The sequence below is a fragment of the Embleya sp. NPDC127516 genome (genome assembly GCF_044765325.1).
GTDB lineage: Bacteria > Actinomycetota > Actinomycetes > Streptomycetales > Streptomycetaceae > Embleya.
In genome coordinates this window covers 99659-122990 of the sequence record NZ_JBIWJT010000027.1, presented here as the reverse complement: position 1 = coordinate 122990, position 23332 = coordinate 99659, and the positions used below count along the sequence as shown (strand labels likewise).

Genomic DNA, 23332 nt, shown 5'->3' with positions numbered 1-23332 from the left:
GCCGGGCCGGAGCGGCGACCTCGAGGGTCGTGCGGTCGGGGGGCGCCAAGCCTTCCTCGTACCCGCTGCGCCCGGCCGGCGGCCGAAGTGTCAGCCGCGCGCGCGGAGGTACGCCTCCAGTTCCGCGGCGCCGGCCAGCATCGCCCGGCCGCGAGCGGACAGCCGGTCGCTCCAGTCGCGGAGCGCGGCCTCCAGCGGTTCCGGACCGCCGGCCGCCCGCACCCGGGCGATCAGCGGGGCGATCTGCTCCAACAGATAGCCGCCCCGCCTGAGTTGGTGGGCCATCCGGGCATCGCGCACGTCGGCCTCGTCGTAGACGCGGTACCCGGTCAGCGGGTCGCGGCGGGGATGCACCAACCCGGCCCGCTCCCATTTGCGCAGCGTCGCGGCCCGGACGCCGAGCTTTCCCGCCAGCGGCCCGATGAACGTGCCGCCACGCCCGCCGGACACCGCCGCGTCGGGCGCGGGCGTCATCGAGGGCGCCAGGTCGCGCAGGGCGCCCCGCACGGCCTGGAGCGTCTGCCGATCCTCGAGGAGTCGGGCGTGGCTCTCGTCGACGAGGCGCAACGCCTCGTCGACCGCGCCCTCGTTCACGGCCCGCATGATCGCGCTCGCCGTGCGGTGGCCGTGGCCGGGCACCAGCGCCAGGAACGCGCCCAGGGCACGCGCGTGCAGCGGCGTGTAGGTGCGATAACCGTGGGCCGTGCGATCGGCGGCCGGAAGGATGCCGGCGTCCTCGTAGTTCCGGACGGCCTGTGTGGACAGACCGTGCCCGCGCGCCAGGTCGATCGGCCTGAGTCGATCACCGGTTTGAGGGTTTCGGCCACCACTTAGCCTCATGGTCCTGATACTCCAGCGAAGAAGTTTCCACCGAAAGTTGAACGATACCGTTCAAGGCATGGCTACTGGACAAGGTATGACCGACGCCGTCGAGGACACCGCCCACGCCGTCGAGGCCGCCGCCGTCATGAGGCTGCTCCCGGTCCGGCCGCGGCTGCTCGCGCTGGGCGAGCCCACCCACGGCGAGGACGCCCTGCTCGAACTGCGCAACCACCTCTTCCGAGAACTCGTCGAGCAGGAGGGCTACCGGACGATCGCGATCGAGAGCGACTGCATGATGGGCCTGGTCGTGGACGACTACGTCACCTCGGGCACCGGCATCCTCGACGAGGTGATGGAGCGCGGCTTCAGCCACGGGTTCGGCGCGGCCGCCGGCAACCGCGAACTCGTGTGCTGGATGCGGGCGTTCAACGACGGACGGCCCGCGTCCGAGCAGCTTCGCTTCGCCGGCGTCGATGGCCCGTTGGAGATCACCGGCGCCGCGAGCCCACGACAGGCCGTCACCGCGCTGCACGACTACCTCGCGGCGCTGGTGACCGCGGAACTGCTCCCGCGCGCGGCGCGAACGCTCGACCGCCTGCTCGGCCCGGACGAGCGCTGGACCGATCCCGCCGCGATGAGGGACCCTTCCCGGTCCGTGGGGCGGTCGGCCGAGGCCGGGGAACTGCGGCTGGTCGTCGACGACTTGGTGGCACTGCTGGACGCTCGCACGCCGGAGCTGATCGCGGCGGGCTCGCGCGAGGACTGGGACCGAGCGCGTCTGTACGGGCGTACCGCCACCGGCCTGCTGCGCTACCACTTCCGGATGGCCGACCCCACACCGAGCCGCATGACGCAACTGCTGGGTGCGCGGGACCAGATGATGGCCGACAATCTTCTCGCCGTCGCCGCGCGTGGCCCGGCACTGGTGCACGCGCACAACGGCCATCTCCAGCGGGAGATGAGCACGACGCGGATGGACGACGTGCCGCTGGAGTGGTGGAGTGCCGGCGCGATCGTGAACGCCCATCTGGGCGAGGAGTACGCCTTCGTCCACACGGCCCTCGGCACGATCGGGCACCGCGGCGTGCACACCCCGTCCCCGGACACCGTCGAAGGACTCCTGTACGCGCTCCCGCACGACAACCGCGTCGTCGACCCCCGCCGGCTCGCCACCGCCCTGGGCGAAACCCGGCCCACCCCGCGCGCGTCCACCTGGTACGGCTACGCCCCGCTCGACCCGGCCCACCTCGCCGGAATCGACGGGATCGTGTTCGTCAAGGACGTTCCGCGGAGCCGGCCGCCCAGGCCGCAGCGTTAGATCGCACAACGCCCCGCCCCGGTCGCGGTGTTCGCCGTTCGGGTGGACGCCGTGGTCGTGACGGTGCCGCCATCGCGGGGACGGGCGGAAGGCCACCCGCGTCTTGCGGCGCGTCGACAAGGCTCAGTACCATGTCACATCTCATAGAGGAGTTGCCTGGTGAGTGCCGAGCCTGTGACCATCGACGCCGTCGACTACCACACCGCGGGAGAACCCTTCCGGATCGTCTCGCGCGGACTGCCCGCCATCGCGGGTGACACCGTCGCCGAGCGCCGCGCGATCGCGCTCGGCGCGGGCGGCACCGCCACCGCCCCGCGTCCGGGACCCCTCGACGACATCCGCCGACTGCTCACCCGCGAACCGCGCGGACACAGCGGCATGTACGGCGGGTTCGTCGTTCCCGCGGACGACAACGAGGCGCACCTGGGGGTGCTCTTCTGGCACAAGGACGGCTACTCCACCGCCTGCGGCCACGGCACCATCGCGCTCGGCGCGTGGGCGGTGGACTCGGGACTGGTCGCGGCCCCCGCCGACGGTCCGGCACGGGTGCGCATCGACGTCCCCTCCGGCAGGGTCACCGCCACCGTGCACCGCCGAGCCGGTCGCACCACCGCGGTGACCTTCCGCAACGTCCCCACCGGCGTCGCCGCGAGAAAGATCCCGGTCACCACCTCCCGTGGCCTCGTGCACGTCGACATCGCCCACTCCGGGGCGTGCTACGCCTCCGTCTCCGCGGCGGCCCTCGGGCTCGCCGTCGAACCGGCCGGACTACCCGAACTCACCGCGATCGGCCGGGAGATCCGCGCCGCTCTCGCCGACGAACCCGCCACCCGGCACCCCGACGACCCCCGCCTGTCCGGCGTCTACGGCGTCATCCTGTACGAGGAACTCCCGGATACCGCGACGGGACCCCGTCAACGCAACGTCACCGTCTTCGCGGACGGACAGATAGACCGGTCTCCGTGCGGTTCGGGCACCTCCGCCCGACTGGCACTGCTGGCCGACAGCGGTCGGATCGGACCGCACGAGGAACTGCGGCACGAGTCCGTCGTCGGCACCGTCTTCACCGGCCGGATCGCCGGCGAACACCCCGCCGGCGTGATCACCGAGGTCACCGGTACGGCGCATCGCACCGGCGAACACCGTTTCGTGCTCGAAGCCGACGACCGTCTCGGCACCGGGTTTCTGCTGTGACGACGAACCGACTCCCCATGATCGAGCTCGCCTCGACGCCGATCGAGGCCGTCACGACGATCGAAGACACCCTGTCGGCCGGGCTGGATCCCGAGCGGGTACCGGCACGTTCGAGCGTCGCCGTTCCCGCCGGGGAACTTCTGCTGATGCCCGCCGCCCTGTCGACCCATGTGGGCGTCAAGATCGCCGGAGTGGCCGCCGGCAACCCTGCCAGGGGCCTGCCGCGGATCACCGGTAGCTATTTGCTCCTGGACGGACCCACGCTTCAGCCGCTGGCACTGTTCGACGGCGCCGCGCTCACCGCGATCCGCACCCCGGCCGTCACCGCCGTCGCCCTGCGCCGCCTCGCCGTCCCCGACGCGTCGCACCTGGTGCTGTTCGGCACGGGCCCGCAGGCGTACGCACACCTGCGGGCCGTGCTCGCCATCCGCCCCCTGACCCGACTCACCGTGGTCGCCCGCCGCGTCGCGTCGGCTCGGGCACTGGCCGAGTACGCCCGCTCGCTGGGTCTCGCGGCGGCCGTCGGCGGTCCGGAAGCCGTGGCCGGCGCCGACATCGTGGTGTGCGCCACCACGGCCCGCACCCCCCTGTTCGACGGCGACCTGGTCCCCGCCCACGCCGCCGTAGCGGCGGTGGGATCCCACGAACCGACCGCGCGCGAGGTGGACACCGCGCTCGTGCGTCGTTCGGCGGTGTACGTCGAGGCTCGTGCCGCCGCGCTCGAAGAGGCCGGGGACCTGATCATCCCGGCCGGTGAGCAGGCGCTCGACGCGGTGCTCGCGCCGGTCAACCTCGCGGAGTTGGTGCGCGGACGGGCCGCCGTTCCCGACGACCGGCCGCGCCTGTTCAAGAGTGTGGGGATGGCCTGGGAGGACCTCGCCGTCGCGGTACACGCCTACGCTCGGCACGCCGCCGAGCCGGTGCCGACCGGATCCGGGTGACACGGGTTGGGTGACGCGGGCCGGGCGCGAGCGCGGGCCCCGCCGTCCGCCGGGCCGGCCGGCGCCCGCATGCGGCCGGCCCGTGCCGGATTCGGTCAGTGCGCTGCCGCCCCGGCGTCGGGCGTGCTACGCCACGGTCACGGGGGTCCAGCGCCGGTCGATGGCCCGTTCGGCATCGGCGAGGCTCTCCTCGAACAGCGGTATCAGTTCGGCCATGGCCGGTTGCATCGGCGCCAGGGTGAGCTCGGCGGTGATGAAGACCGGATCCAGTCCGGTCAGCGAGACCCCGTGCGTGAGCCACTGTTCGGCGTGCGCCCACCCCTCGCGCGGGGTTCCGGGACCGTACCCGCCGCCGCGGGCGGCGAGGACGAGGAACTCCCTTCCGCCCAGCAACGGTTCGCCCGTCGCGGCGTCCAGGGACAGACCGGGGGCGATGAGGTGATCGACCCAGGCCTTGACGCTGCTCGGCGCGCCGTAGTTGTACAGCGGCAGGCCCAGAAGCACCGTGTCCGCCTCCCTCACCTCGCCCACGACCCGCTCGACCAGTTCCCACGACGCGGCCTGGGCCGACGTGCGTTCGTCCGCCGGTACGGCTCCGGCCGACGCGGAGGCCGTGTCCAGGTGCGGGAGGGGATCGGCGCCGAGATCGCGGTAGGTGACGGATCCGTCGGGGTGCGCGGCCTGCCAGGCGGCCGCGGCGCGCGCGGTGAGTCGGCGACTGATCGAGCGGTCGCCCTGGACGCTGGAGTCGATGTGCAACAAACGAGGCATCGGTTTGCCTTCCATGATTGATTGGTGCATCGCCAACGATTCACAGCATACATATCTTCAGGGGCATGGGTACCCTCCTTGCATGGCCTCCTTGCCCGTGGTGAATCAGCCGGTGCGCCGCTCCGGCGCCCTGTTGGACCACCTCGCGCGCAGGATGCGCGTGCATTCGGAGGCTGTCCTGACCGAACTGGGGCTTCGCCCACGGCACTTGGTCGCCCTGACGGTGCTGCGGCACATCGACGGCAGCAGTCAGCAGGCGCTCTCGGCGAAACTGACGCTGGATCGTGCGAACGTGGTGGGGCTGCTCAACGAACTCGAGACCGCCGGACTCGCCGAGCGCCGACGTTCGCCCGAGGACCGGCGTCGGCATACCGTGCACATCACCGATGCCGGGCTGCGCATGCTCGCCGGAGCCGAATTCGCCCTCGCGGCGGCCGAGGAGGAAGTGCTGGGCGCGCTGACCCCCGCTCAACGCGACGACCTCTTCCACCTGCTCGAACTGGCGGTCTCCGACGACGCCGGCGGCGTCTGCGGGGAGCCCGAGTCGACCCCGCCCGGCTGCTGAGGGCGTTCGAAGCCCGACAACGGCTCGGGCTCGACCGGGGGAGAACGACAGGAACTCGCCGCGCCCGGCTCGGGCGCGGCGAGTTCCGTTTCCCGCGTGAGCGCCGGTGCGATGGACCGCACCGGCGTCGGATCACGACACGAGGGTCTGCTCCTCCAGTTCGGTCAGGTGCACGGTGCACAGGCCGCCGCGCTCGGCCTTGACGCTCGTCACCTTGAGCTGCGTGCCCGGCAGGAGGATGAACTCCTCCTCGTCGGTGAACGCGGAGAAGCGGCGGATGCCCACGGCGCGGGCCGGGAGCACCTCGAAGAGGGTGCGCTTGCCGCGGCAGGTCGACGCCTGGGTCACCCCGACCAACTCGCGCGGGCGGATGGACGGCGGGGTCGACGCGGTCATCAAGCGCCACCTCGGGGCGGGTATCCAATTGCGCGTGCAACGGGCGATCCGCGACCGGTTCGCGGGAAGCCTCCCGGTGGGAAGCGCGGTGTGCGTCTCGTCCGGCGCGGTCAACCCGAAGTTCCTGATCTCGACCCCGACGATGGAGACGTCGTCGGAGAACGTCAGCGAGACGCTGAACGTGGCGCCGGCGTGTGCCGCCGCGTTCCAGGCGATCCACCGGCAGAACGAAGAGGCGCCGGGCAGCATCGCGTCGGTCGCGCTGGTCGGCATGGGCGCGCAGACCGGCCGGGTGCCGGCGCGGGTGTGCGCCAACCTGATGTGGACGGGCTTCACCCTGTTCAACGACTACTACTTCGCGGACTACGACGACCTGCGCAGCACGATCGTCGCGCAGCTCGACGACCTCGAGGACGCGCCCGCCGAGCGGCGCGTGCGCATCGAGCCGCCGAAGCGCCCGACCTCCGGTCGCTGACCGACGCGGCCGCCGCCCCTGGATCGAACGCGCGGCGGCCCGGGTCGGGGGAGCCGACCCGGGCCGTCTTGTCGAGAGGCACGCTTGCCGAGGCTCGCGTCAGCGATCGACGGGGAATTTCACCGTCCTGCTTCCGTCGTCCCTACCTGGGGACGTTCCAGAGTTGACCCTTGCCCGCGTTGGCGGAGTGCAGTTGCACCACGGTGCTGTTCGCGGTGTTGCCGCCCTTGACGTCGAGGACCTTGCCGCTCGCGACGTGAACGATCCGACCCTTGGCGTCGATCCGCCACTTCTGCGCGGCCGAGGCGTTGCAGTCGAACAGCGAGATCTTGTTGTTCTCGGTGCTCGCGTTGCGCGCGTTGTCCAGGCACTTGCCCATCGAGCGCAGTGTGCCGTCCGGGTGCAGGATCCAGGACTGGCCCGGGCCGGTGTTGCAGGTGTAGATCTGGATCTGGGTGCCGTTGGCCGGCTTGCCGCCCTTGACGTCCAGACACTTGCCGGCGATCCCGGTGACCTTGCCCTGCGGGGACACCGGAGCGCCCGCCGCGGCGGCCAGCGAGCGCAGACCCTGTACGTCGAACTGCTGTACGTACTGGCCCGCTCGGGAGTCCGGGTAGGCGTTCAAGCGCGTGCACATGACCGGGCTCTGACCCGAGTCCGTGCCCTTGACGCATTGTCCCGGCGAGTCGTCGGCGTGCGTCAGGCCCAGGGTGTGGCCCAGTTCGTGGCTGATGTGGTTCCGCATCTGGACCTCGCCGACGCGCGCGGTGGGCTTGCCGGCGGCGGTGAAGAAGGACGTGTTGATGTACGCGTGCCCGCTGGTGACCGTGTCCGGAGTGCTGCGCGAATGGAACCCGCAACTCCACCCCGGGGTACCGGATCCGTCCATGACGATCTTCCACGGACTGCCGTCGGTGGTCGTCACGCACGGGTTCAGGAACGCGCCGATCACGATTTCGCCCTTGGGGCGGACATAGTCGTGGCCGACCGGCTTGGTGTCCACCTTGATCGGCAGCGCGGTCTCGCGTTGGATCTCGGCTGCCGAGCGCTTGACGTACGGACCCAGCCAGTCGACGGACTTCTGGTCGTAGAACTTGATCGTGTAGCCGGTCGACAGGAGCTTCGTCGCGCCGGCCGACTTCCAACCGGGCCCGGACGGCGCCGCCGCGGCGGCGGAGACGGCCGCGCGTTGCTTGGTGGGGTTTACCGCGGGAATCGTCATCCGCCCGTTGACGAACGCGGTGCCGTCCACATCCGACCAGCCGGTGTCGGGTGGCTCGACCCCTTCCAGCGCCTGCTGGGTCGGCACCGGAGCCTCGGCGGTCGGAGCCGGCTTGGCGTCCTGGTCGCTCTGGTCGCCGAACGCCGAGCCCGAGAGCTGCAATCCACCCACGATCGCGGCGGTTGCCGCGAACGCGGCAACCAACGATATTCGGCGTTTCCCCGTGACTTTCAAATCCCCGTAACCCCCTTGTTCAAGGCCGTGGACGCGCCTTTCGGCGCCGGCCGAAAACCACCGTACAGGGAGGCACTCGGGCTGAATTCAGACCCGCGGGGCCCCGCGCCATCCGGCCGGCGCGGTCGCGCGAACGGGATGTCGGAGGCCCGATCCGACCCGGTGTTCCCGCGCCGAGCCGAGGCGGGCCGACGGCGCCTCGCCCCGGCGGATGGTGGGCGTGTGGTCCAGGCCGGAGGCGAGGTCCGCGTCGAGATGTGGCCGAACCGGTCGAGCACACGGCCTCAGCCGGCGACGTCGGGGCCTCGTTCGGCGAGCAGGGTGCGCAGGCGGGCGTGCGGGAGGGCCGGGGTGCGGTGGCCGTTGTGGCCGGTGGTCTCCTCGGCGGTGACCAGGGCGTTGAGTACGGCCTCCTCGACGGCCTGCACGGTCGCGTCGTAGAACGGATCGATGCGGCCCCAGGGGATGTGGCGCAGCGTGTCGTAGTCCTCGTCCGTGGGTGGGGATTGCGGGAAAACGCTGGTCAGGGCACCGGGGTTGGCGGTGGAGAAGGCCAGGAAGATGTCGCCGGAGAAGTGGCTGCCGGTCGTGCCGGTCCGGGCCAGGCCCAGCGGAACCCGGCGGGCCAGGGCCTTGCACTGGCCGGGCAGCAGGGGAGCGTCGGTGCCGATCACCACGATGACCGAGCCGGCGCCGCCGGGGGCGAACCAGTCGGTGTCCTCCATCGGGTTGTCCTGGGACAGCCGCCGGCCCACGGGGACGCCGGCGACGACCAGTTCGCGCCGCGCGCCGAAGTTGGCCTGGACGAAGGCGCCGACGGTGTAGCGGGCCGTCCCGTACTCCACCACCCGACTGGATGTCCCCGAACCCCCTTTGAAGCCGTAGCAGTTCATGCCGGTCCCGCCGCCCACGCAGCCCTCCTCGATCGGGCCGGAGGCGGCCGTGTCGATCGCGGCTATCGCGTGCTCGGCGCGGACGTGCGGGCCGTTGATGTCGTTGAGGTAGCCGTCCCAGGTCTCGGCGACCACCGGAAGCAGCCACTGCCGCGCGAGTTCGGGTCGGTTGGCCACCGTCCAGTCGACGACCCCCCGGTGCACGGGACCCACCGCGTGTGTGTTGGTGATCATCACCGGGCCCGCCAGGCTGCCGGTCTCGTCGAGCCAACTGCTGCCGGTCATCTCGCCGTTGCCGTTGAGCGTGTACCGACCCGCGGCGCACGGCAGGCCGACGCCGTCCCGGCCGCGCGGCAACACGGCGGTGACGCCGGTGCGCACCGACGACCCCTGGACCAGGGTCGTGTAGCCGATGCGGACTCCGGGGACGTCGGTGAGCGCGTTGGCCGGCCCGGGTGTGCCGTCGAGGCGGATGCCCAGGGCCCGGGCGCGTGGTCGACCCGACGGGGTGGAGGTCAGGGGGGATGGTGCGGGGGTGTTCACGCGGTGCCTTTCCGGGTGTCGTCGTCGGGAGCCCTGTGGCCACCGGTGCCGTGGTCGGCCGCGTCCGGGGCCGGCGTGCCCTGGCCGGGCACGTCGTGGCCCGGTGCGTCGGGATCGGGGACGGCTCGGTCCGGGCGCAGGTCGGGGCAGTCGGTGGCCTGGCGGGCGTGGGCCAGGATCAGGGCCAGGGCCCGCTCGGGCGGCAGCGAGGAGTTGCGGCTCACGATGTGCAGGCCGTAGCCGTCCTCGAGGGTGACCAGGTTCGCGGCCACGTCCCGGATCGGTTCGGTGAACCGGAAGTGGCCCTGGGCCTGCCCGATCTCCAGGATCGAGCCGTACATGGCGACCTGTCGGTCGTACAGGCTCTGCGCCAACGTGGCGTATTCGCTCTCGTCGCGAGCGGCGGCGCTGAACTCGTACAGGACGACCGCGAGTTCGTCTTCCGGACCGGCCGGCAGGCCGCGCCGTGCGCAGGCCACGAGCTTGTCGCGGGCGTCGGGCAGCCGGGAGGCGGTGTCGGTGCGGGACGTGTAGAAGCGGTCCGCGGCCTGTTGGTACACCTGCCGCAGCAGGTCGCCCAGGTCGCTGAAGTAGTAGCTGACCGACCCCCGGGCGACGCCCGCCACCTCGGCGATGTCGGCCACCCGCAACTGGGCCAGACCGTGCCGGCCGACCGCCGCGGTGGCCGCGTGGACCAGTTGCTCACGTCTCGCCGTCTGGTTCCTCGGTCGCGCCATGCATCGTTCCTTGTCCTGATTGCCAAATTATGGGATGCCCATTGACGTGGAAGTCTTCCATAACATTGACTCCGGCGTCAAAGAACTGACAAGGGAGCCTCATGGCCGATTCCGATGGCAGTCAGACGCCCGCCGGCACCTCGCCGGCACAGCCGGCGGTCTACGCCCAGGACCTGTCCCGCTCGCTCGGCCTGCGCGAGAACATGTTCATCACGCTGTCCTCGGTCACGCCCGCGTCGAGCGTCTTCATCATCATGCCGTCGGCGATCAGTGGGCTCGGTGGCGCCGCGGCCCTGGCGTTCGCGCCGGCGGCCGTCGCCGGGATGCTGATGGCCCTGTGTTACGCCGAGTTGTCCAGCGCGTTCCCGATCACCGGCGGCGAGTATGCCTTCGCCGCGCGCACCCTCGGCCGGTCCACGGGCTTCGCGCTGTTCGCGCTCGGCCTGCTCGGCGGAGTCCTGACGGTGGCGGTGATCGCGCTGGGCACCGGCGACTACCTGGGTGTGGTGTGGGGCTCGCTCGGCGGAAAGCGGACCGGGCTCGCCGTCATCGCCTTGGCCTCGCTCGTCGCCGTCCTGGGCATTCGCCTCGACGCCTGGGTCACCGGGGTCTTCCTGGCGGTCGAGCTCGCGGCGATCGCGGTGCTCGCCTGGCTCGGCCTGGTCCACGTCGAGCAGCCGGTGTCCACGCTGTGGACGGCGCACGCCCTGGGGGAGGGCAACATCCTGGTCGGCGCCTCGGCCGGGCTCGTCGTGTCCTTCGCCGCCACGGCACTGTTCGCCTACAACGGCTACGGCACCGCCGTGTACTTCGCCGAGGAAACCCGGCAGGTCTCCTCGATCGGCAAGGTCGTGATGTGGTCGCTCGGCATCACCGTGGTCGCGGAGTGCCTTCCGCTGGTGGCCGTACTCCTGGGCACGCCGAGTACGAGCGAACTCATGGCGGCCCCGTCCCCGATGAACTACTTCCTGCTCGAACGCGGCGGCGACGCGGTGAACACCGTCGTCAGCCTGGGCATAGCCATCGCCATCGTCAACGCGGTGATCGCGATCATGCTGCAGGTCGGCCGCCTGCTGTACTCCTCCGCCCGCGACCGGGCCTGGCCCGACGTGGTGGGCAGGCCGCCGGCCGCCGTGCACCCGCGGCTGCGCACTCCCGTCCTGGCCACCCTGGTGATGGGCGGCGCCGCGATCGTGGTCGCGTGGCTCGTCCCGCTCGACACCCTGATCCTGGCCACCGGAGCGAACCTGGTGGTGCTGTACATCTTCGTCGCCGTCTCCGCGCTGTACGGCCGGATCAGGGGGACCACCGCCCACGCGACCTACCGGCCTGGCCGTGGGTACCGCTCGGCGTGATCGGCGTGATGGCCTACGTGCTGTACGAGTCGATCGACTCCGACCGGCGCCCGGTCGGGATCGCCGTGGCCATGGTCGCGGCGGGCTACCTCTACTACTACGCCTACCTGCACCCCAGGCGCGGGCACCGCTGGACCATGCCCGATCCCGTCCGCGACGCGACCGACCCGGCGATGCGCTAGCGAATCCCGCCCGGACGGAAGGACAGCCGGCCCCGCCTTCCGCCCAAGCCGCCCCCCTGGCCGACCGGCCCGGCGGGGTTGCCACGCGCCCGACTTCCGCCGCGCATGTCGGTATCCTGACCGTGCGGCGGTCCGGTGGGCGGCCGCACGGCGGTGGGGCCCGCCGTACCCGAACCGCGACCCGGTCGCCAACGGTCCCTACCTGACCTTCCCCGTGCGTGCCCGCGCGCCACGGGGCCAAGTCGATCAGGTGGGAGCCTGAACGCCGTGCATCCCGACCAGCGCCCCGATCAACACGCCGAACCCGCCGCGCCGGGCGGGTGGCAGGCCGAGCCGGTCGACCCCGACACCGCGATCGACCCGTGGCCGCCGCGCGGGCCGCGCCGCCGGCAAGCCGAGATCCTCGCCGCGATCGCGACGGGCGGTGTGATCGGCGCGTGTGCCCGCTATGGCGCGACCCTGATCTGGCCGACCGCACCGGGCACGTTCCCGTGGACCACCTTCTGGATCAACGTCACCGGGAGCGCCCTGATGGGCGTGCTCATGGTGCTGATCACCGAACGCGCCACCGCCCACCCCCTGGTGCGGCCCTTCCTCGGCACCGGCGTCCTCGGCGGCTTCACCACCTTCTCCACCTACGCCGTCGACGCCCGACACCTGATCGACGACGGACGCGCCGGCGTCGCGTCGGCCTACCTCGCGGCAACCCTCGCCGCCGCCCTGTTCGCGCTGTGGGGTGCGGCCGGCCTCACCCGATGGCTCGCGCCGCCCCGCGCCGCCCGGAAGGCGGGCACGGCGTGAACTGGCTCATGGTCATCACCGGCGCCCTCGTCGGCGCGCCCCTGCGCTACCTGACCGACAAGGCCATCCAGGCCCGGCACGAAGGCGTCTTCCCGTGGGGCACGCTCGCGGTGAACCTGGCCGCCTGCACCGGGCTCGGCTTCCTGACCGGCGCCGCCACCGCCACCACCGTGCCCGCGGCCCTCCAACACCTGATCGGCCCCGGGCTGTGCGCGACGCTCAGCACGTACTCCACCTTCTCCTTCGAGACCGTCCGCCTGACCGAGACCGGCGCGAAAGCGTTCGCCGCCGCCAACGTGATCATCGGCATCGCGGCGGGCCTGGCCGCGGCCTACCTCGGTGCCACCCTGGCCGAAGCGACATTCACCTGAGCCGGTGCGCCGACCCGGTGGCGCCGTGCGCGGTGCGGTTTCCGCCTCCGGGCGTGTCGCCGCCCCGGTCACACGGGACGTGTCCTCGGTTCGCCGGGCCGGCGAAGGGCCTCGTTTCGTCAGGATCGGGTTCGGCGTGACTCGGCGAGGAGCAGGCCCAGCAGATAGAGGCCGCCGAGGGATCCCGTGGCCACGCCCACCGGCAGCACGCCGGCGGTGAACAGGCGCTGTACGGCCAGGTCGCTCGCGGTGAGCAGGACGGCTCCCATGAGGGCGGCGTTGACCAGTCCCGGGCCGGGGGACCGTACCAGGCGGCGGGAGAGTTGCGGGGCGGCCAGCGCCACGAACCAGACCGGGCCGGTGGCGGCGGTGGCGACCGCGGCCAGTGCGACACCGACCAGCAACATGACCAGTCGGGTGCGGCGCGCGTCCACTCCGAGCGCCTGCGCGCTGTCGTCGCCCATCGCCAACAGCGAGAGCCTGCGGGTGTATCCGAAGGCCACCGGGAGCAGGACCAGGCAGGCGATCAGCATGGCGTTGGCCTGGTCCCAGCCTCGGTTGTTGAGACTGCCGACGAGCCAGTGTTGGGCCTCCAGCGCGTCCTGCCAGTCGGCCCGGGTGACCAGATAGGAATTGAGCGCGAGCAGGATGGCGCCGACGCCGATGCCCATCACGATGAGCCGGAATCCGCCCGCGCCCCCGCCGAAGGCCAAGAGGTAGACGGCCACGGCGGTGGCCAGTCCGCCGACGAGGGCGCCGAGCGCGATCTCGGTCATGCCGCCGTGCAGCACGGTGATGACGACCAGGGCGCCGGTCGCCGATCCGTTGGTGAAGCCGATGACGTCCGGGCTGCCGAGCGGATTGCCCGACACGGTTTGCAGGATCGCCCCGCTGACCGCGAGCGCGGCGCCCACCGACACCGCGGTCAGCAGCCTGGGCAGGCGCAGGGTGTTGACGACGAAGTCGGCACTGGGCGAGCCCCGACCGATCAGGGCCCGCACCACCTCGGACAACGACAGCGTGAATTCGCCGGTGGTCAGGGTGACGGCCATCAGGGCCACGAGCGTGGCGAACGACACCAGGCCCACCACGACCGGACGGGGCCTGACCCGGATGGAGAATCGGCCGCGTCGATCGCGCAGGACCAGGCCGGGCGTCACAACGCCACCAGCTTCCGCCGGCGACACAATGCCAGGAACATCGGCCCTCCCAGGAGCGCGGTGACGATGCCGACCTGGATCTCGCCCGGTGATCCCAGCACACGACCCAGGACATCCGAACCGATCAGCAGGATCGGCGCGAGCACGATCGAGTACGCCATGACCCAGCGCTGGTCGGGGCCGACGATGAAGCGCGCCACGTGCGGAACGGCCAGGCCCACGAAGGCGATCGGGCCGGCCGCCGCGGTCGCGGTCCCGCACAGGAGCATCACCGCGACGACGCCGAGCACTCGGACGCGGCCGACCCGGATGCCGAGCCCGCGCGCGACGTCGTCGCCCAGGGACAGCGCGTTCAGCGGCCGGGCGAGGCTCAAGGTCAGCAGCATCGCCGACACGACGAACGGCGCGATCACCCACACGACGTCGTACTGCCTGCCGGCCAGCGAGCCGACGATCCAGAACCGGTAGTCGTTGAACGCGCGCGGGTCCAGGAGCAACACCGCCGAGTCGAACGCATAGCACACGGCGGTCACCGCCGCCCCCGCGATCACCAGGCGCTCGGGCGTCGCGGGGCCGCGCCCGGACGAACCCACCACGTAGACGAGCACCGACGCGATCGCGGCACCGACGAACGCGAACCACAGGTGGCCCAGGACCGAACCCACGCCGACGTACGCGGTGGCCACGACCACACCGGTCGACGCGCCGGAATTCACCCCGAGCAGACCGGGGTCGGCGAGCGGATTGCGCGTCATCGCCTGCATCAGCGCCCCGGCCAGGCCCAGGGCCATCCCGACCAGGATGCCCAACACCGTACGGGGAAGGCGGTAGTCGTGGATGACCAGTGCGGCCTTGGAACCGTCGTTGTGCCACAACAGGTTCCAGGCCTCGGTGAACGCGATGTCGCGCGAGCCCACCCAGACACTGACGAAGCACAGCAGCACCAGTACGGGGACCGCGATTGCCAGCCCCGTCACCCGACGCGTCGCCCGTGACGACGACGCGTCGGGGGAAACCGCGGTCTCCCGGCGAACGGATTCCACTTCCACGAGACGTCAGTTGGACTTGGCGGTGAGCAGCGGCAACATCTGGTCGATCGCGTACGGGATCGACAAAACCGTGTTGAAGGAGAACGCGGCGCCGACGTCCGGGTTCTCGTAGGGGACGAACAGGTCACGCTTGTCCTGGGAGACCTTCAGCTTGCCGTAGAACGGCTCGGCCTTGATGCGCGTGTTGTGTTCGGCTCCGGAGGTGACCCAGATCAGCCGGTCGGTGTCCAGGACGTCCAACTGCTCGGCGCTCAGGTTGACGACATTGGAGCCCGGCTTGGCGAGCGCGTCCACCCGGGGGTTGCTCCTGAACCCCAGCTCGGCGAAGAAGATCGCCTTGGGGTCGGTCTTGCCGAAGGCCGAGTAGATGCCCGCTTCGAAGGTGTCCGCCACGGTCACCGTCTGGCCCGCGAACTCGGGATGCTCCGCGCGAATGGCCTTGAACCGCGCGTCGATTCCCGCGATGCGCTGCTCGGTCTCGGGCTCCTTGCCGAGCGCCTTGCCGATCTGCCGCGTCATCGCCTGCCACGGTGCGCCGTAGTCGTCGAAGCCCTTGGGCTGGGCGACCACCGGGGCTATCCTGGCCAGCGTTTCGTACTGCTCCTTCTTCATCCCGGAGTAGACGGCGATGATCAGATCCGGCTGGAGCTTGAGGATCTTCTCCATGTTGTACTCGTCGCGCTCGCCCACGATCTGCGGCGTGGTGCCCCACAGGTCCTTCGCCCACGGCCACTTGCCGTACGGCTTCTCCTTGAACCAGTCGATCGCACCGACCGGCTTGGCGCCCAGGGCCAGGACCGTGTCCTGGTCGGACAGGCCCAGCGTGACGATCTTCTTCGGCTGAGCCTTGATCTGCGTGGCGCCGTACTTGTGCTCCACGGTGACCGGGAAGGTGCCGGCGGCGCCCGCCGCGGGTCCTGCGGAGGCCGGCGGATCGTTCGCGGACTTGTCGTCACCGCCGCCACCACAGGCGGTCAGCGCCAAGACCGCGGCGAACGCGACCGCGGCGAGCCGGGATTTGTCGGTGAGTCTCTTCACCAGGGGTGATGACGATCCGGACACGAACTCCTCTTCCAGGACAGGGCGAAGCACGCGGACTGCGCATCCGCGACCGATCGCTGAGCTGATTTAGGGGAGCCTAGCCTAAGGATGATCAAGTTTGGCTTTCGGGTGTGGTGGATTTCACGTCTTGTCGACTCATGTGCAGGGACGTCCGACGCCCGACGCCCGACGCCCGTGACGAGGGTGGGGCGATGATGCGGGCATGGGTATCTCCGAGGCTCGTTGCGATGTGCTGGTTGCCGGGGCGTACTTCGCCGATCTGATCTTTCGTGAGCTGCCCCGGACGGTGGCCGTGGGGCGTGAGACGTTCGCCGGCGGGTTCGAGATGTTGCCCGGTGGCGCCTTCAACCCGGCGATGGCGCTGCACCGGCTGGGGGACGACGTGGTGTGGGCCACCGACTTCGGAAACGACGAGTTCAGTCGGCACGTCCTGGCCGGGGTTCGGGCCGCGGGGTTGTCCGAGTCCGGATTCCGGCACCATCCGCAGCCCGTGCGCAGTGTCACGGTCGCGCTCTCGTACACCGCGGACCGGGCCATGGTCAGCTTTCAGGACCCGGTGACACCGCGCCCGGTGGACGAACTGGTGCGCGTGCACCGGCCGCGGGTCCTCGTACTGCCCGAACTGCGGTATGGCCCGGGGGTCGTGGAGACGCTGCGTGCGGTGCGGGAGGCGGGCACGTCGATCTTCATGGACTGCCAGGATGTTCCGGTCACGCTGGAGACGCCGACCGTGCGTGAAGTCCTGGCGTGTGTGGACGTCTTCGCGCCCAACGTCGACGAGGCGCTGCGCCTTACCGGTGCCGCCACGCCGGACGACGCGGCGACGTTGCTGGGCGAGCTGGTGAGCACGGTCCTGATCAAGCGCGGGAAGCACGGTGCGATCGCGCTGCGGGCCGGGAATCGGATCGCCGTTCCCGCCGCGCCGGTTCGCGTCGTGGACACCACGGGTGCCGGCGATTGCTTCAACGCCGGGTTCGTGCACGGCCTGCTCGCCGGCTGGGATCTGCCCCGATCTCTGGCAGCGGCAGTGGCCTGCGGATCGGCGGCGGCTACGGCTCCGGGATCGGGCGGGGCCCTGGACGCCGACGAACTGTCCGCGTGGCTCGCCCCGGCTGAGCCGGTGCCGCCGCTCCGAGGGACGCAACTTGAGCATCACCCCTGGTAGTTGCGGTACTCCCCACGGTTGCGCGCGCGTGTTAGCGTTTCGAGGTCGTCGGTCGACCACATTCTCCGGCTCATCGGGCGGAGCGCGTTTTGCACGTGGGTCGATCGACATTCGTTTGTGTGTGGGGTGTTCGTGGCGTGCTCATCGGTCCGTCGGGGGGTGTGGTGAGAGTCCTGGTCACCGATCTGGACGGCACGTTGTTGGGCGGTACGGACGCCGAACGCCTGCGGCTGCACGGGATCCTGTCGCGTCATCCCGAGATCACGGTGGTCTTCGCCACCGGCCGCGGACTGGCCTCGGTGCGCCAGGTGCTGGCCGACCCGCTCGTGCCCAGGCCACGGTGGGTCGTCGCCGACGTCGGAGCCAGCCTGGCCGACGGCAGGGACCTGAGTACCGTCGCGGATCTGCAGTCCCGATTGCGCGCGGGCTGGCCCGGTGCGGCACGGGTGCGCGACGGGCTCTCCGGATTCCCCGCTCTGAGGTATCAGGACGGGGTAGCGCAGGAGGGACGGTGTTCCTTCGAACTGCCTCCCGGGGAGTTGACCGATGAACTCAGCGCGGCGGTGGCCGCGTTGGGGTGCTCGTGGGCGTACTCGGCCGATCGCTACTTCGACGTTCTGCCCCCGGGGGCGAGCAAGGGCGCGGCGGTGGAGGCCCTGGCGCGCTCGTTGCATTGGGAACGGGCGGACATGCTGGTCGCGGGCGACTCGCTCAACGACCTGTCGATGTTCGGAATCGGCGCGCACGGTGTGGTGGTCGGTGGCGCCGAGCCCGCCCTGGAACGGGCGGTGGCCGGCGACGAGAGGGTGTACCGCACCGAACAGCACGGCGCGGCCGGGATCGTGGCCGCGTTGCGGAACCTGGGTTGGGTGGAGCCGGAACACGCGTTGGTCGTGGGCTATCACCGACCGCCCCGGATATGGACCTCCACGGGGTGGTGCGCTCCGGTCAGCCCGAACGGGATCCTGCCGACGTTGTGTTCGGTTCTCGGTGCGGAACACGGGGACAGCTCCCAGGTGTTGCCGGCGCTGTGGGTTGCGGGGGCGGTGGGGGAGGGGGACCATCTGGCCGGTGCCGGTGCCGGTGCCGGTGCCGGTGCCGGCGTTGGTGTGGGTGTGGGTCCGGGTTCGGGTTTCGGTCCTGGGGGCGGAGACGACGATCTCGGTCTCGCGTTGTCCTTGCAGCGGTTCGAACCCGCGGCGTGGTCGGCCTACTTCCACCGGGCCTGCAAGGAAACGTTGTGGCCGGCGCTGATGTCGCAGCCGGAACGCGTGCGCTTCGACAGTGCCGCCTGGGTCGAGTACCGAACCGTCAACCGCCGCTTCGCCGAACACATCGCGGCCCGGGCGGCCGAGCGGGCGACCGTGTGGCTGCACGACTACAACCTGTGGCTCGTACCGGGACTCCTGCGCGCGTCGCGGCCCGACCTGCGGGTGGGCCTTTTCCATCACACGCCGTTCCCGCCGGCCCGGATCTTCGACTCGCTGCCGGTAGCGGCCGAGGTACGAACTTCGCTGACGGCACTGGACTGGGCCGGGTTCCAGACCGAGGGATTCGCCGCGAACTTCCGGGCCACACTGGGCGATGCCGGTAGGGCGCCGCGGGTGGGTGTGCATCCGCTGGGTGTCGACCGCGCGGCTATCGACGCGATGGTGCGGTCGCGCGGGCCGCAGGCTCCGTCCGCCGTGGGTCACTTGGTGCTTTCCGTCGAGCGCTTGGACTACGTCAAGGCCCCCGAGCGCAAGGTCGCCGCCGTCGCCGCCCTTCTGGCCTCCGACCCGGACCTGCATGGTCGCTTCCGGTTCCGTCTGGTCTGCCCGCCGCCCGAACCCGGCATCACCGCCCACGATTCGACCCGCGTCGCCCTCGAACGTCGCATCGCCGACGTGAACGCCCGGTTCGGCACCGCGACCTGGCAACCGGTCGAATACCTCCCGTACAACCTCTCGTTCGTCGAGGTCGTGGACCACTACCTCGCCGCGGACGTGTTCTGGGTGACGTCGCTCCAGGACGGGATGAACCTCACCGCGAAGGAGTATGTGGCGGCCCAATCGGCCGCGGGCGGCAACGGCGTGCTGGTGCTGTCCCGCTACGCCGGAGCAGCCGAGGAACTCGCCCACGGCGCCCTCCTCACCGACCCCCGCTCGCCGGCCGACCTCGTGTGGGCGCTCCGACGGGCACTGCGAATGCCCCGCCGCGAACGCCGCACCCGCATGATCCACCTGTCGACCGCCCTCGGCCACGACCACCCTCGAAACTGGGCGGCCGGGATCATCGCGGCCATAGAGACCGACGACGCCGTCGACGTGAACTCAGGCCCTGTCGCCGCCGCGCCCGCAAGCATCGCGTAGCGCCGCAGATGGTCGGCGCGCGTCCCTGTGGGTGAACGTCCGCCCTGTGTGCCGTGGGGACGGTTCGTGCATCGGCGCACCTCGACCGGTTCGGTGCGCGCGAGATCGGCGCAGGCGGCCGTCGGTGTCGTGAACGCCTGTCGGGTGTGGGCAAGTTGGACCCCGCCTGGCCGGTTGAGTTCGTGTGCTCAGCACCAGGAGAGCGAGACGCCAGTGGATAGGCAGATTGTATGGTTAACAGGCCCCTGCGTGACATCACCGGAATCCATGGGCTCAGGCAGACCTTCACCCTCGACAGGTTGAAAATCGAGGTGGATCCGCAACAGTCGTGGGCGCGGGTGGGGGTTCGCGCCGATCCCGCACGCGGCGGCCGGTGAATCGGTCGGGTCATTCCTCGTAGGGATCCTCGAGGGTCGGGACGCACGGTGACAGCAGCGGCTCGGTGTGCTCGGTCACGTTTCCGCGAGCGAGCCCCAGGACGCGGAACTCGTTGTCGTGAGCGGGGTCCTCGTCGTCGCGGATGTGCACCGGAACGGTAAGTCCGTTGATGATGGCGGCAGTTGCGCGCGGGCCGCCCAGGTTTTGTCGGTGCCTTCGGGTGAGGGGGCTTCGGCCCGGTTTCGATGCCGGTGCTCAGTCGGTGCCGGGGGAGTCGGTCGGCGTGGTCTGGGCGAGGAGTCCGTCGACGAGGGCGCGCAGTCCCTGGGGGTAGCTGTCGCGGGCGCCCTCCTCGGCCCACAGGTGGGCGACGGCGGCGAGGTGGGGGACCCGGGTGGCGTCGAAGATTTCGCGGTAGGCGGGGTGCTCGTTGTTCTCCCGGGCCCGGGCGCTGTGGGCGCGGACGAGGACCTCGCCGATGGTGTAGTACCAGATGTCGCGGAACACGCGGACGGTCTGCGCGGGTGTGCAGCCGTGGTCGCGGGCGCCGCCGACGATGGCGTCGACCATCCACAGTGCCGATTCGTCGAGGAGGCCGACGAAGCCGTCGGCCGAGAGGATCTCCGCGGCCCAGGGCCAGGAGGCGAGCGCGTCGTGCATCGCGGTGGCGGCCGTGAGGATGCGCTCGCGCGGGTCCTCGGGGAGCGGTGGGCGTTCGATCTCGTCGATGTAGCCGTTGAGCAGCAGGACCAGCAGGTCGTCCTTGCCGCGGATGTGGTGGTACATGGTCGTCGCCCCGATGCCGGTCTCGGCGGCGAGCCGGCGCACGGTCAGTTTCTCCCAGCCGTCCCGGTCGATGAGCCGGCGCGCCGCCGTCAGGATCTGCGCGCGGGAGGTCACGGGCGGGCGGCCGGTGCGGCCGTGCGGTACGGGCGACGGGAGCGGTGAGGGCATCGCCCCATCATGCCGCTCCACCCTCTTGCGCCGCGAAACCGGTGCGGGGTCGGCCATGGGCGGTCGGCCGTTCCCGGGTCGACAGCGGCCTGCCTCGATGTTACTTTCGGAACATGTTCGAAAAGACATTCGGCGGCACGGGGGACGGAGTTCGCGATGACGAATAGGACGAATGCTTCGAGTGGCCGGCCGGGGCTCACGCTCGCCGTGGTGGCCGTCGTGCAGTTCATGGTGTCGCTGGACCTGTCCGTCGTGAACGTCGGACTTCCCGAGATCGCCGCCGGTCTCGGCTTCGGTGCGGTGGGCCTGACCTGGGTGATCCACGCCTACGCCCTCACGTTCGGCGGGCTGCTCCTGCTGGGTGGCAAGGCCGCCGACCGGTACGGCCGCAAACGGGTGCTGCTGCTCGGGCTGGGCCTGTTCGGCCTGGCCTCGCTTCTCGGTGGCTTCGCCCGGGAGCCCGGCCAACTCGTCGCCGCCCGAGCCGCACAGGGCATCGGGGCCGCCGCGCTGGCCCCGGCCGCGTTGGCGCTGCTGACGGCGACGTTTCCCACCGGCAAGGCCCGCGTCCGGGCCTTCGGGGTATGGAGCGCGACGAACGCCGCGGGGGGCGCCTTCGGCGTCCTGATCGGCGGCCTGCTCACCGAGTACGCCGGCTGGCGCTGGGTGATGTTCGTGAACGTGCCGATGGCGGCCTGCGCGCTGGCCCTGGCGTGGCGCGGCATCACCGAGAGTGCGCCGACCTCGCGAGGAGGGCGCCCCGACGTACTCGGTGCCGTCCTGGTCGCGGCGGGCATGACCCTGCTGGTGTTCGGTGTCGTGCGCACCGATCGGTATGCGTGGACCTCGCCGGTCACCCTGACCACCCTGGCGGTCGCCGTCGCGCTGCTGGTGGCGTTCATCCAGGTCGAGCGGACCACCGCGCGTGAACCCCTGATCCGACTCGGCCTGTTGGCCAATCGCGCCGTGGCCGGTGCGAACGCCTACAACCTCCTGGTGGGCGCGGCCATGGCCTCGGCCTTCTACTTCGCGTCCCTCTACCTGCAACGAGTGCTCGGGACGGGCGCGGCGCTGACCGGGACCATGTTCCTGCCGCTCGCCTTCGGCGTGATCGCCGGTTCCGTGGTCGCCGTCAAACTCGGCTACCGCTTCGCTCCGCGCCACCTGTTGGTGGCCGGCGGAGTCCTGACCGCGACCGGACTCGCATGGTTCGGCCGGATCGGCCCCGACGGCAGCTTCGCCGGCGACGTCCTGGGGCCCTCGATCGTCGCCGGCCTCGGCTTCGGGTTGTGCCTCGGACCGGTCGTCTCCATCGCCACCGCCGGCGTCGCGCCGCACGAGGCCGGCACCGCGTCGGGCCTGCTCGCCAGTTCACGCCAGATCGGCGCTTCGCTCGGACTCGCCGCCCTGGGCACCGCCGCGCACGAGCGCACCGGTGACACCGGTACGCGCGAGGCCCTCAACGACGGATACGCGCTCGGCCTGACCCTCGGCGCCGTGCTCCTGGTCGTCGCCGCTGTCATCGCCCTCACCGTCCTGCGTCGGACCAGCCCGCCGTCACGAGTCGACCAGGTCGACCGAACCGACGACCGCGATCCCGTCCCCGCACGGGACTGACCGGAGGCGCGACGCGTCGAGAAGGGACGGGAAGTCGGATCGCCGTCCCTTCCTGATTGTTCGGCATCGAATCAATTGTTCAGCATATCTTGACCATTTGCGGCACGGGGCCGGCTGGGCCGCCGCCGCCCACGTGCCCAACTCGGCCGATGCGCACGGCGGGTGCGCGTCCGCGTGGGTGTTGTCCCGGTGTTCCGGTCCTGTTGCGCCGCCGCATGCACCCCTACGCGAGAGGATCGACATGCCGAAGATGCCTCATGGCGTACGCGTCGCGCTGGACGCGGAGTTGGCCGCCGCCCGCGCCGCCGGGCCGGGAACGCGGGGGTGGGCGCATCTGGAGCGGGCGCACATCCTGTCCCAGCCGTGGGCGTGGCCACACGTGCGTGCGCACGGCGCGATGCTCGCCCGCGCGGTGCGTACCCGCGACCCGCGCGAGGCGGTCGGCCAACTCGTCCGGCTCGCGGTCGCCGCGCCCGGGTCGGCCACCGGGCGCTACCCGGTCGGGAACACCGGCCGGGGGAACGTGTCCATGAGCGCGCCGATGTAGACCCCTGCGGAGCTCGCCGACCTGTTCGCCGCCGCTGTCGGTCCGGCGCGCACCCGCCCGCGATGAGCCCGCCCGTGCCGCCGACCGCGAACGGCCGTTTGTCCGGGGCCTCCGTCAACTCGCTTGCGCCGCCGCGCGGTTACAGCCGTCGGCGTTCTTCCTGGTGGTGCGAGAACGTGTGGTCGTTCGGGCGTGGTGGGTGAGATTTTGCGGTTTCGACTTGGACGCG

24 protein-coding genes are annotated in these 23332 nt (G+C 71.1%); 13 read left to right on the top strand and 11 right to left on the bottom strand.

All coding sequences use genetic code 11. From position 1 onward, the window contains the following. Nucleotides 1-90: 90 nt before the first annotated feature. Nucleotides 91-840, bottom strand: a complete 750-nt coding sequence (locus tag ACIRL2_RS38245) for a TioE family transcriptional regulator (protein ID WP_402238513.1) — start codon at nt 838-840, stop codon at nt 91-93. A 58-nt stretch (nt 841-898) separates the two neighbouring features. On the opposite strand from ACIRL2_RS38245, the gene ACIRL2_RS38240 reads away from it, so the two are divergent. From ACIRL2_RS38240 to ACIRL2_RS38230, 3 genes are all read left to right on the top strand, one after another. Further along, complete coding sequence (locus tag ACIRL2_RS38240; protein ID WP_402238510.1) at nt 899-2140, top strand: erythromycin esterase family protein; 1242 nt, start codon at nt 899-901, stop codon at nt 2138-2140. A 159-nt stretch (nt 2141-2299) separates the two neighbouring features. Next, nucleotides 2300-3334: a proline racemase family protein gene (locus ACIRL2_RS38235; protein WP_395869824.1), complete on the top strand. Its 1035-nt coding sequence runs from the start codon at nt 2300-2302 to the stop codon at nt 3332-3334. A gap of 17 nt (nt 3335-3351) precedes the next feature. Further along, nucleotides 3352-4275, top strand: a complete 924-nt coding sequence (locus ACIRL2_RS38230) for an ornithine cyclodeaminase family protein (protein WP_395869823.1) — start codon at nt 3352-3354, stop codon at nt 4273-4275. 126 nt (nt 4276-4401) lie between these two features. On the opposite strand, the gene ACIRL2_RS38225 is transcribed toward ACIRL2_RS38230, so the two are convergent. Beyond that, a complete protein-coding gene (locus ACIRL2_RS38225) occupies nt 4402-5061 on the bottom strand; it encodes an FMN-dependent NADH-azoreductase (RefSeq protein WP_402238507.1) in 660 nt (219 codons plus the stop codon). Between the two features lie 67 nt (nt 5062-5128). Between ACIRL2_RS38225 and ACIRL2_RS38220 the strand changes: the two genes are divergently transcribed. Beyond that, on the top strand, nt 5129-5611 hold the full coding sequence (locus ACIRL2_RS38220; RefSeq protein WP_395869820.1) for a MarR family winged helix-turn-helix transcriptional regulator: 483 nt from the start codon (nt 5129-5131) through the stop codon (nt 5609-5611). A 132-nt stretch (nt 5612-5743) separates the two neighbouring features. Here the strand turns inward: ACIRL2_RS38220 and ACIRL2_RS38215 are convergent, their stop codons facing one another. Beyond that, entirely contained in the window at nt 5744-6007 is a 264-nt protein-coding gene (locus ACIRL2_RS38215) for a hypothetical protein (protein WP_402238543.1), read from the bottom strand. Here ACIRL2_RS38215 and ACIRL2_RS38210 point away from each other — a divergent pair. Further along, complete coding sequence (locus ACIRL2_RS38210) at nt 5889-6482, top strand: macro domain-containing protein (RefSeq protein ID WP_402238505.1); 594 nt, start codon at nt 5889-5891, stop codon at nt 6480-6482. The genes ACIRL2_RS38215 and ACIRL2_RS38210 overlap by 119 nt on opposite strands. A gap of 142 nt (nt 6483-6624) precedes the next feature. Here ACIRL2_RS38210 and ACIRL2_RS38205 read toward each other — a convergent pair whose 3' ends face one another. The 3 genes from ACIRL2_RS38205 to ACIRL2_RS38195 all read right to left on the bottom strand — a co-directional run bounded on the left by ACIRL2_RS38205 (nt 6625) and on the right by ACIRL2_RS38195 (nt 10111). Beyond that, the gene (locus ACIRL2_RS38205; RefSeq protein WP_395870005.1) at nt 6625-7875 is read right to left on the bottom strand and encodes a ricin-type beta-trefoil lectin domain protein; all 1251 of its coding nucleotides are present in this window, start codon (nt 7873-7875) and stop codon (nt 6625-6627) included. 347 nt (nt 7876-8222) lie between these two features. Then, complete coding sequence (locus tag ACIRL2_RS38200; RefSeq protein ID WP_402238502.1) at nt 8223-9374, bottom strand: P1 family peptidase; 1152 nt, start codon at nt 9372-9374, stop codon at nt 8223-8225. Beyond that, on the bottom strand, nt 9371-10111 hold the full coding sequence (locus ACIRL2_RS38195; RefSeq protein ID WP_402238500.1) for a TetR/AcrR family transcriptional regulator: 741 nt from the start codon (nt 10109-10111) through the stop codon (nt 9371-9373). Before ACIRL2_RS38195 ends, ACIRL2_RS38200 begins: the two co-directional genes overlap by 4 nt. 101 nt (nt 10112-10212) lie before the next feature. On the opposite strand from ACIRL2_RS38195, the gene ACIRL2_RS38190 reads away from it, so the two are divergent. The 4 genes from ACIRL2_RS38190 to ACIRL2_RS38175 all read left to right on the top strand — a co-directional run bounded on the left by ACIRL2_RS38190 (nt 10213) and on the right by ACIRL2_RS38175 (nt 12820). Continuing rightward, nucleotides 10213-11466 carry an APC family permease gene (locus ACIRL2_RS38190; protein ID WP_402238498.1) on the top strand — a complete coding sequence of 418 codons (1254 nt, stop codon included), beginning with the start codon at nt 10213-10215 and terminating at the stop codon, nt 11464-11466. Then, a complete protein-coding gene (locus tag ACIRL2_RS38185; RefSeq protein WP_402238496.1) occupies nt 11463-11648 on the top strand; it encodes a hypothetical protein in 186 nt (61 codons plus the stop codon). Before ACIRL2_RS38190 ends, ACIRL2_RS38185 begins: the two co-directional genes overlap by 4 nt. 267 nt (nt 11649-11915) lie before the next feature. Continuing rightward, complete coding sequence (locus ACIRL2_RS38180; protein WP_402238494.1) at nt 11916-12449, top strand: fluoride efflux transporter FluC; 534 nt, start codon at nt 11916-11918, stop codon at nt 12447-12449. Continuing rightward, complete coding sequence (locus tag ACIRL2_RS38175) at nt 12446-12820, top strand: fluoride efflux transporter FluC (protein ID WP_395869806.1); 375 nt, start codon at nt 12446-12448, stop codon at nt 12818-12820. The genes ACIRL2_RS38180 and ACIRL2_RS38175 overlap by 4 nt, the downstream gene beginning before the upstream one ends. A gap of 119 nt (nt 12821-12939) precedes the next feature. On the opposite strand, the gene ACIRL2_RS38170 is transcribed toward ACIRL2_RS38175, so the two are convergent. From ACIRL2_RS38170 to ACIRL2_RS38160, 3 genes are all read right to left on the bottom strand, one after another. After that, entirely contained in the window at nt 12940-13980 is a 1041-nt protein-coding gene (locus ACIRL2_RS38170; RefSeq protein WP_402238492.1) for a FecCD family ABC transporter permease, read from the bottom strand. Next, complete coding sequence (locus tag ACIRL2_RS38165; protein ID WP_402238490.1) at nt 13977-14957, bottom strand: FecCD family ABC transporter permease; 981 nt, start codon at nt 14955-14957, stop codon at nt 13977-13979. Before ACIRL2_RS38165 ends, ACIRL2_RS38170 begins: the two co-directional genes overlap by 4 nt. A gap of 78 nt (nt 14958-15035) precedes the next feature. Beyond that, the gene (locus ACIRL2_RS38160) at nt 15036-16067 is read right to left on the bottom strand and encodes an iron-siderophore ABC transporter substrate-binding protein (RefSeq protein WP_402238488.1); all 1032 of its coding nucleotides are present in this window, start codon (nt 16065-16067) and stop codon (nt 15036-15038) included. A gap of 226 nt (nt 16068-16293) precedes the next feature. Here ACIRL2_RS38160 and ACIRL2_RS38155 point away from each other — a divergent pair, with 226 nt between their 5' ends. Further along, nucleotides 16294-17256, top strand: coding sequence for a carbohydrate kinase family protein (locus tag ACIRL2_RS38155; protein ID WP_395869802.1), 963 nt, complete (start codon nt 16294-16296; stop codon nt 17254-17256). A 137-nt stretch (nt 17257-17393) separates the two neighbouring features. Then, nucleotides 17394-19607 carry a trehalose-6-phosphate synthase gene (locus tag ACIRL2_RS38150; protein WP_402238487.1) on the top strand — a complete coding sequence of 738 codons (2214 nt, stop codon included), beginning with the start codon at nt 17394-17396 and terminating at the stop codon, nt 19605-19607. A gap of 387 nt (nt 19608-19994) precedes the next feature. Here ACIRL2_RS38150 and ACIRL2_RS38145 read toward each other — a convergent pair whose 3' ends face one another. Both ACIRL2_RS38145 and ACIRL2_RS38140 read right to left on the bottom strand, forming a co-directional pair. Then, entirely contained in the window at nt 19995-20135 is a 141-nt protein-coding gene (locus tag ACIRL2_RS38145; RefSeq protein ID WP_395869796.1) for an Imm7 family immunity protein, read from the bottom strand. A gap of 105 nt (nt 20136-20240) precedes the next feature. Continuing rightward, nucleotides 20241-20939 carry a TetR/AcrR family transcriptional regulator gene (locus tag ACIRL2_RS38140; protein WP_395869794.1) on the bottom strand — a complete coding sequence of 233 codons (699 nt, stop codon included), beginning with the start codon at nt 20937-20939 and terminating at the stop codon, nt 20241-20243. Between the two features lie 156 nt (nt 20940-21095). On the opposite strand from ACIRL2_RS38140, the gene ACIRL2_RS38135 reads away from it, so the two are divergent. Both ACIRL2_RS38135 and ACIRL2_RS38130 read left to right on the top strand, forming a co-directional pair. Continuing rightward, nucleotides 21096-22556, top strand: coding sequence for an MFS transporter (locus ACIRL2_RS38135; RefSeq protein WP_402238484.1), 1461 nt, complete (start codon nt 21096-21098; stop codon nt 22554-22556). Between the two features lie 241 nt (nt 22557-22797). After that, nucleotides 22798-23103 (top strand): DUF3703 domain-containing protein, encoded by a 306-nt coding sequence (locus ACIRL2_RS38130; protein ID WP_402238483.1) that lies wholly within the window; start codon nt 22798-22800, stop codon nt 23101-23103. Nucleotides 23104-23332 lie beyond the last annotated feature (229 nt).

Excerpts from the sequence above, each read along its gene's own strand:
- ACIRL2_RS38245 (WP_402238513.1), bottom strand. The coding sequence starts at position 840 with ATGAGGCTAAGTGGTGGCCGAAACCCTCAAACCGGTGATCGACTCAGG.
- ACIRL2_RS38240 (WP_402238510.1), top strand. The coding sequence starts at position 899 with ATGGCTACTGGACAAGGTATGACCGACGCCGTCGAGGACACCGCCCAC.
- ACIRL2_RS38230 (WP_395869823.1), top strand. The coding sequence starts at position 3,352 with ATGATCGAGCTCGCCTCGACGCCGATCGAGGCCGTCACGACGATCGAA.
- ACIRL2_RS38225 (WP_402238507.1), bottom strand. The coding sequence starts at position 5,061 with ATGGAAGGCAAACCGATGCCTCGTTTGTTGCACATCGACTCCAGCGTC.
- ACIRL2_RS38220 (WP_395869820.1), top strand. The coding sequence starts at position 5,129 with ATGGCCTCCTTGCCCGTGGTGAATCAGCCGGTGCGCCGCTCCGGCGCC.
- ACIRL2_RS38210 (WP_402238505.1), top strand. The coding sequence starts at position 5,889 with ATGCCCACGGCGCGGGCCGGGAGCACCTCGAAGAGGGTGCGCTTGCCG.
- ACIRL2_RS38215 (WP_402238543.1), bottom strand. The coding sequence starts at position 6,007 with ATGACCGCGTCGACCCCGCCGTCCATCCGCCCGCGCGAGTTGGTCGGG.
- ACIRL2_RS38195 (WP_402238500.1), bottom strand. The coding sequence starts at position 10,111 with ATGGCGCGACCGAGGAACCAGACGGCGAGACGTGAGCAACTGGTCCAC.
- ACIRL2_RS38190 (WP_402238498.1), top strand. The coding sequence starts at position 10,213 with ATGGCCGATTCCGATGGCAGTCAGACGCCCGCCGGCACCTCGCCGGCA.
- ACIRL2_RS38155 (WP_395869802.1), top strand. The coding sequence starts at position 16,294 with ATGGGTATCTCCGAGGCTCGTTGCGATGTGCTGGTTGCCGGGGCGTAC.
- ACIRL2_RS38140 (WP_395869794.1), bottom strand. The coding sequence starts at position 20,939 with ATGCCCTCACCGCTCCCGTCGCCCGTACCGCACGGCCGCACCGGCCGC.
- ACIRL2_RS38135 (WP_402238484.1), top strand. The coding sequence starts at position 21,096 with ATGACGAATAGGACGAATGCTTCGAGTGGCCGGCCGGGGCTCACGCTC.
- ACIRL2_RS38130 (WP_402238483.1), top strand. The coding sequence starts at position 22,798 with ATGCCGAAGATGCCTCATGGCGTACGCGTCGCGCTGGACGCGGAGTTG.